The organism is Nitrososphaera sp. AFS, from assembly GCF_009898475.1.
Taxonomy (GTDB): Archaea; Thermoproteota; Nitrososphaeria; order Nitrososphaerales; family Nitrososphaeraceae; genus Nitrosopolaris.
Window position 1 is genome coordinate 1 of the sequence record NZ_QURE01000104.1, and the last position, 5,902, is coordinate 5,902.

Genomic DNA, 5,902 nt, shown 5'->3' on the forward strand with positions numbered 1-5,902 from the left:
GGCTGGAAACGCTACTCTAGTCAGACTGATTGTAGAACGTATTTTGATAATGGTACTTTAACTTATGCGAACAGATATTCCCTTAGAGAGTGGACTCATAATCCTGCTATTTATTCATACAACGATACAAAAGCATTTCAGAGCTTTGTCACCGAGGTTAATAGCCCTATTATATACCATATTAATACAAACGGAATGATAAATGCTATTCCTATAATAGCATATCATGATATAGAAAGTAGCAAAAAAATACCGTATGCTACTGATGTAAATCTATTTTCTCAAGAAATGAAGTACTTGCATGACAATGGTTTCAGAGTCATACGCTTATCAGACCTAGGATTTGATAATAAGACAAACATCCTGTATATAAGATGAAGAAAACCACATTGAAACAAAGTTCTGCCTGCCAGTAAACCTAAAATGTCTACGAAAGGCACACTACATTGTCGTGACCGGTAATTCTGTAGGTTTCTTCCGCAGCATGTTTCCCTTCTCCGGTATACACATCGATATGCTTGCCCTTGATGTCGGGACCAACATCATTCGCTGTAAGAGTTATTTTATTCCACGGCGCGGGAAGGGTAGGGATGATTAATCTTTGATTTAAATTGATGATATTTGGATCCACTGCTACAGTATGTTGTTTTAGTGGCTCGTCTTTACTACCAACTGGATAAGGAGAGGAATGCCACTGCTTATCATTTGTCACAAGGCCTACATAATCACCTTCAAGCGTCTTACCCCATCCCTGTACTTCCGCTACACGAAGAAACGTTTTGTAAAATTCTCTTTCCTGTACGACAGAGGCAGGAGAAATTACTTTTACTACTTGCTTTGAACCGTTGTAATCACTTTCAGATGGTGTAGAATATCCTGTTATATACCATCCTCTAGAGCAATTTTGCTGAGCCGCTAGCAATCTATTATTATTGTATATACCCACTTGTATTACCAGCAATAGGCCTAACATTACTACTGCTACTCTTATAACGGCAGAGTGCTTTGCCTGTATTCGGCGAATAGAAATCAGATCAGATCAATTCTTATAAGTTACAATCCAGTGACTGCTTCCAATTTGGATATAGTCCATCATGGATTAGACTGACCGGTGCTCTTTTGACTTCACTTCTTATTGTTGTTGTTACTTTTAATGCTTTTTCCACTGCTACCACTTCCACTTGAGGGATTGCTGTTTGTGCTACCACTTTGTGAATTCTCAGATTGCTGATTCTGATGTCCAGATGTTCGTTGGTTTTGGCCCATTGGATTCCCTGCATTCCCTGTCGAACTCAGAACTTTCGGTGAAGCAGGATTATGTTCCTTAGTTATTATATTTGCAGGCTGCGTCCCGGTATTATTATTGCTACCTGACGGGTGAACATTTCCTAGACGACTGGGTGGGATTGTTTGTCCGTTAGTTATTAACCCTGTGTTGTTACTCGAAGAAAAAGATGCCCCGGCAGATGTTGGTGGAAGAGCTGAGTTACCTCCTTGTACTTGTCGTTCAGGATAGAAATTAATACAACTACCGACAGAGTTGTCATTAGCATCATATTGACATTTAATACAAACTGAGATACTACCGTTGATAATTTGACAACATACCTCGGCCTTGACCGCACCCTTTATGGTTGGGGTAGCTTCACGGCAAAGATTATCAATATGTTTTGGTCTCGCAATCACTTCAACTTCGGTAATTGAACTATAAATGAGAATCACAGTTAAGACTGAGGCGACTGCAAAAACTACGAGATTCCTGGTATCTCTTGTCATGATTGTTCCCTAACATGAACTGTCATCTCAAAAAATAAACTCATTTATAGAGGGTTACATGTTACTTGTTATAAGGTTTTCTTTTGGTGTGAGTAAATTACCAGTGCTAAAACAAAGAATTAAAGGAAAAATCCAACATGTAATAAGTAACATACTGCATAATGATGTACATTGAAACCCTTAAGATTGAAATAGAAACACTGAATTGGTTTCTGAACGAAATTACTTTTTGGGTAATAATTCAATGCACCAACATTAAATTAAGTTTCTTTAAATTGTTTTTGCTTTTGACAATGATGGTCCGTGGGAGCAAATCACACTAAAGCAATTTCAAAGATTATTTGAAGAAATATTACTTAACCTACCGATGAATAAAATAGCTCGAAGAAAAAAATTAAGGGCAGGTGCCCGGTTGTGACACTTTTTTCTTACCTAGTGCCATGAAAGAAGAACAGAATATCCATGTTAGTAGGATATAAAGTAGGATATAAAGTAGGATATATTCATATGTATTAGATGGATTAATTCATACCCTACGCAAGTTCATGTAAATATTTAGAGCTGGCCTTTAGCAGTTACATCATGTTTTGGATAATACATTCTTACATCACCATCACCATATACCGCACATTAGATTAAATTGATATCATAATGTTGATGTACTGGAGGCGAAAAGAAAGGAACCTGCCCAATCTAAGAAACTGAGAACTAATTTTCGCTCTAAAACATTATCTGAATGATTGAAATAAAGTGAAGTGAAATATGAATAATTTTCACTCTCTAAAAAACAGATTATCCTTAGAGGTCGTGAAAATGGTAGACGAAGGAGCAGCTAGAGATGAGATTATGATTCGTGTAGGAATGTTACTAATGTTAGACCAATTGGATTATGCTAACGAGCTTCCGCAGACATCTTGGCTAAATGAGGATGGTAGAGGTAGTAGAAACGCCAATCGTATTCAAATTATGCCAATAGTTGAGAATGCTGCTGCCACCTCTCTCTATAACTAACTATCTAGGATACGTTTCATTGCAATCATTACACTACAAGTTAGTTAGATTAGATGCTCCTCAAGGGACTCGATATTTCATGTCTCATTTAATTCAAAACTGTTTTCTCTTATGTAACTCTAATATCTCCACAGGTTTCGGTGCTCTAGTAAGCCAAGCTTGCTGCTCTTGTAGTGTCCTGTAATTTTCCTTCTTAAGGCAAGATTAGTGTTTTCACCTTTGGAAGGTAGAATATCGTGCTACGTCAAACTGTAGCTATAAAAAGGTAGCAAAGACCACGTGTACACAAAACATATAAAATCAATTACATTGATAAATCATGTGCGAAAACATACACCTACATTAATTCTTGCTATTTTAGCCTTCGGGAGCATACTAGCGTCTAGCACTATCATCTTTCCACACCAGAACATCCAAAAGGCCCTTGCAGCAAACATGGCCTCAACTTCTGCTCAGTCTACCAATAGTAGTAGTATCACTCTGGGAAGCCCACAGATATACACAGAATATGACAAGACCACAAGCTTCAAACCGGCAATAGTCAACGGAACACATGGAATAGAGATATCTTTTGTCGGTCATGGAATTCTGAATGGCAGTAATATTACTGATAACGGCAAAGCATTTACAACTAATGGTACAGGTGGTGTGATATACACTATTGGGCACGCTAATGCTTTTAATGCGTTTACTTTCCAGGGCATAGGCCATTATGGTGCTGATGGAAAGTTAAGAGATATCGGAACTATATTTAACACTAGAGGATTAGTAGGCATTTACAAGGATGAGATAGACAAAAATGGTAATGCTATAACCAAGATTTGGTTTTGGAAGTAGGAAGCACACACTTCCTTTATCCCTTTTGCTTTAAAACTAACTACATTTTCCCAATGTAACTCAACTATCCAATATATCTACCAATATACTTGTGTAGCTAGTTCAATATGCACATATGGTTCTTACTTATTACTACAACTTCAAGACGAATTTTACTAGTTTGGATGCTATTCTCATGGCATCTATTGTCATTTTTAAAGGAAGCTCAGAAGACTCTAGTTTTATTAACTCTATTAATTGATTCCATGGGCTGTTCCACCTATTGAACACCTCTAACGCAGCAAGACCTTCCTGCGTAATCGCAAACCTCTCTGTGTAAGAATAGCGTCTTAACCTCCCCCTAGTCAGAATTCTTTCTACGTAACCTTTCATCATAAGTCCGGTGATTAATTGTGAGGTCGTTAATGTATTAAGAGAAATGTGCTTGGCAATCTGCTTCTCCGATTTAACCTCCTTCTTTAGTGAGCTTAGGATTCTTAACTCCCATCGCCTGAGCATATCACTCTGTGACATTTGCGGTTGGTTATATTAGAGTGCGAGTATTTATAAATCCATAAGTCTGGATGTGCTGATCCGTCTAGTTTTTGAAGCCACTATCGCTGAGCAAAAAGTTGTTATTTTACTCCCTAACCTAGCTTTAGCTCTTTTTTTCTTTTCTCTCCTCTTCTTTCCGCTCTCTTAAATCTTTCAAGGCATCTCTTATACTTGTTATGAGTAAATTACCAACATTAGAACAAATATAAAAAAGAAATCAACAAATAAAGAATAGCATTTCGGTATTATGCCATATAGAATAGCATTACTGCAACAAATACCGAATGGGTAATCATCCGTCCCGCACCGAATGAGAAGAGTAACCACGGTCGGTGCGGTCCCCTAACGTGTATAATATAACGCAGCATATGATATGAAGGTTCGTGAGGAATAGTGAGCTATAGCCAGCTACATTGCGAAGTGAATACGTGGGTTGAATGCCGTCGTTAACGTGGCGGACAACCCAACATAGTTTAAGTGCCATTAGTTAGTTCACTCATAGTTTCCCAGTATATTATTATAGTTGTTGTTGCAAGAACAAACATGAATCGGTTGTTTCTGATAAGTGGAATTGTAGTTTTTGTAGGAGCAACGTTATTAATCATAAACACAGCCAATGCGGCAATGGCTTATAGTTGTAGTAATTCGGTGAGTAGTGGTTACTCGGGTAGAAACAACTTGATTACAACTGGGGTGACTGGTAGCTCAGGGAGCTGTGCGTCTACATCGAGCGCATCGACCCTTAGTCCACAAAGTGGCAAGAACAATATCATTGGAAGTGCGACGGGGTCAGGTCCTAACAGTGCGGCTGGATCAGGTGTCAGCGTTAATGGCAGTCCTCTCGCAATTGAACTTTTTCAGTCGACAAGTGCAGGCGGTGCACAGTCAAGCTGCTCGTCTTCTTCTGTAACTAATACCGCCGATGCCGTAGTTTCTAATTCACAGAGTACCTCAAAACCAGGCACCTGCCAGTAACTTTCTTTTAAGCCTGTCATAATCTTCCCCAGGCGACAAAACATTGTGGTGGCAACGATAGGAGAAATATTATTGGCGCTGGATCTCGTAATACAATCTAGTCAATTCTCAGAAAATACAAAAAAATAGATTTTGGTCAAGGACTTTGCAGATGGCGACGACGAAAATCGCTAGTTACTGCGGCTTGTCCAAAAGATGAACAACCATGACATGGGGGCCCAGGTTCATTCTTACAACTAGAAGAAATAAGCCGACTCAAGCGACTCATCCGACTAATGGACATACTGGTAGACAGATGTCAAAATAACATTCTAACGGTGTAGATGGCTGATATATGAGATGGGAACAATAGGAAAACAATGAACCATCATAAACTAACTAACTGTTCCATCTATTGGCCAAATCTACACCAATATTAATGCAAAATAATCGAATAAATGCGATTGGTAATGGGACAAGGTAGTTGTGATTGATAAAAGATGTCTATAAAGCTCCGACTAAGGTTAGGTTCCTAGTTATAAAGAGAAGGGTAACTATACTATGGTCTTTCTAATGAATTTATTAGAGTTTGAGTATATCCAGAATTACTACTGCATTATTAGCAATTGTTGTAAAGCAGTTCAAATATACTATAATAAGCCATCGCCTCTTGAAAAATGAATCACAAATACACTACAATAGCAATCACAGCAATAGTTGCAACCATAGCCATTACCGCAGTAGGTTTTGCAATACCACAGCAAGCATTTGCTCATTACGGACATCACTC

Annotated in this window: 6 protein-coding genes and 1 pseudogene; 4 read left to right on the top strand and 3 right to left on the bottom strand. The window is 38.4% G+C overall.

Going from position 1 to position 5,902, the window contains the following annotated elements:
- Positions 1–378, top strand: a pseudogene (locus tag DYY65_RS09790) (hypothetical protein); the annotation flags it as partial.
- Positions 379–427: 49 nt separating this feature from the next.
- On the opposite strand, the gene DYY65_RS09795 reads toward DYY65_RS09790, so the two are convergent.
- On the bottom strand, positions 428–973 hold the full coding sequence (locus tag DYY65_RS09795; protein WP_162477778.1) for a 3D domain-containing protein: 546 nt from the start codon (positions 971–973) through the stop codon (positions 428–430).
- Positions 974–1,125: 152 nt separating this feature from the next.
- Positions 1,126–1,776: a hypothetical protein gene (locus DYY65_RS09800; RefSeq protein ID WP_162477779.1), complete on the bottom strand. Its 651-nt coding sequence runs from the start codon at positions 1,774–1,776 to the stop codon at positions 1,126–1,128.
- Positions 1,777–2,589: 813 nt separating this feature from the next.
- On the opposite strand from DYY65_RS09800, the gene DYY65_RS09805 reads away from it, so the two are divergent.
- Together DYY65_RS09805 and DYY65_RS09810 are read left to right on the top strand one after the other, a co-directional pair.
- On the top strand, positions 2,590–2,787 hold the full coding sequence (locus tag DYY65_RS09805; protein WP_162477780.1) for a hypothetical protein: 198 nt from the start codon (positions 2,590–2,592) through the stop codon (positions 2,785–2,787).
- 279 nt (positions 2,788–3,066) lie between these two features.
- Positions 3,067–3,624, top strand: a complete 558-nt coding sequence (locus DYY65_RS09810; RefSeq protein ID WP_162477781.1) for a hypothetical protein — start codon at positions 3,067–3,069, stop codon at positions 3,622–3,624.
- 132 nt (positions 3,625–3,756) lie between these two features.
- Here DYY65_RS09810 and DYY65_RS09815 read toward each other — a convergent pair whose 3' ends face one another.
- Positions 3,757–4,137: a hypothetical protein gene (locus DYY65_RS09815; RefSeq protein ID WP_162477782.1), complete on the bottom strand. Its 381-nt coding sequence runs from the start codon at positions 4,135–4,137 to the stop codon at positions 3,757–3,759.
- Positions 4,138–4,635: 498 nt separating this feature from the next.
- Here DYY65_RS09815 and DYY65_RS09820 point away from each other — a divergent pair, with 498 nt between their 5' ends.
- Positions 4,636–5,133, top strand: a complete 498-nt coding sequence (locus DYY65_RS09820) for a hypothetical protein (protein WP_162477783.1) — start codon at positions 4,636–4,638, stop codon at positions 5,131–5,133.
- The last annotated feature ends 769 nt before the right edge of the window (positions 5,134–5,902 follow it).

Coding starts and splice junctions, on each gene's coding strand:
- DYY65_RS09805 (WP_162477780.1), top strand. CDS start 2,590: ATGGTAGACGAAGGAGCAGCTAGAGATGAGATTATGATTCGTGTAGGA.
- DYY65_RS09815 (WP_162477782.1), bottom strand. CDS start 4,137: ATGTCACAGAGTGATATGCTCAGGCGATGGGAGTTAAGAATCCTAAGC.
- DYY65_RS09800 (WP_162477779.1), bottom strand. CDS start 1,776: ATGACAAGAGATACCAGGAATCTCGTAGTTTTTGCAGTCGCCTCAGTC.
- DYY65_RS09795 (WP_162477778.1), bottom strand. CDS start 973: ATGTTAGGCCTATTGCTGGTAATACAAGTGGGTATATACAATAATAAT.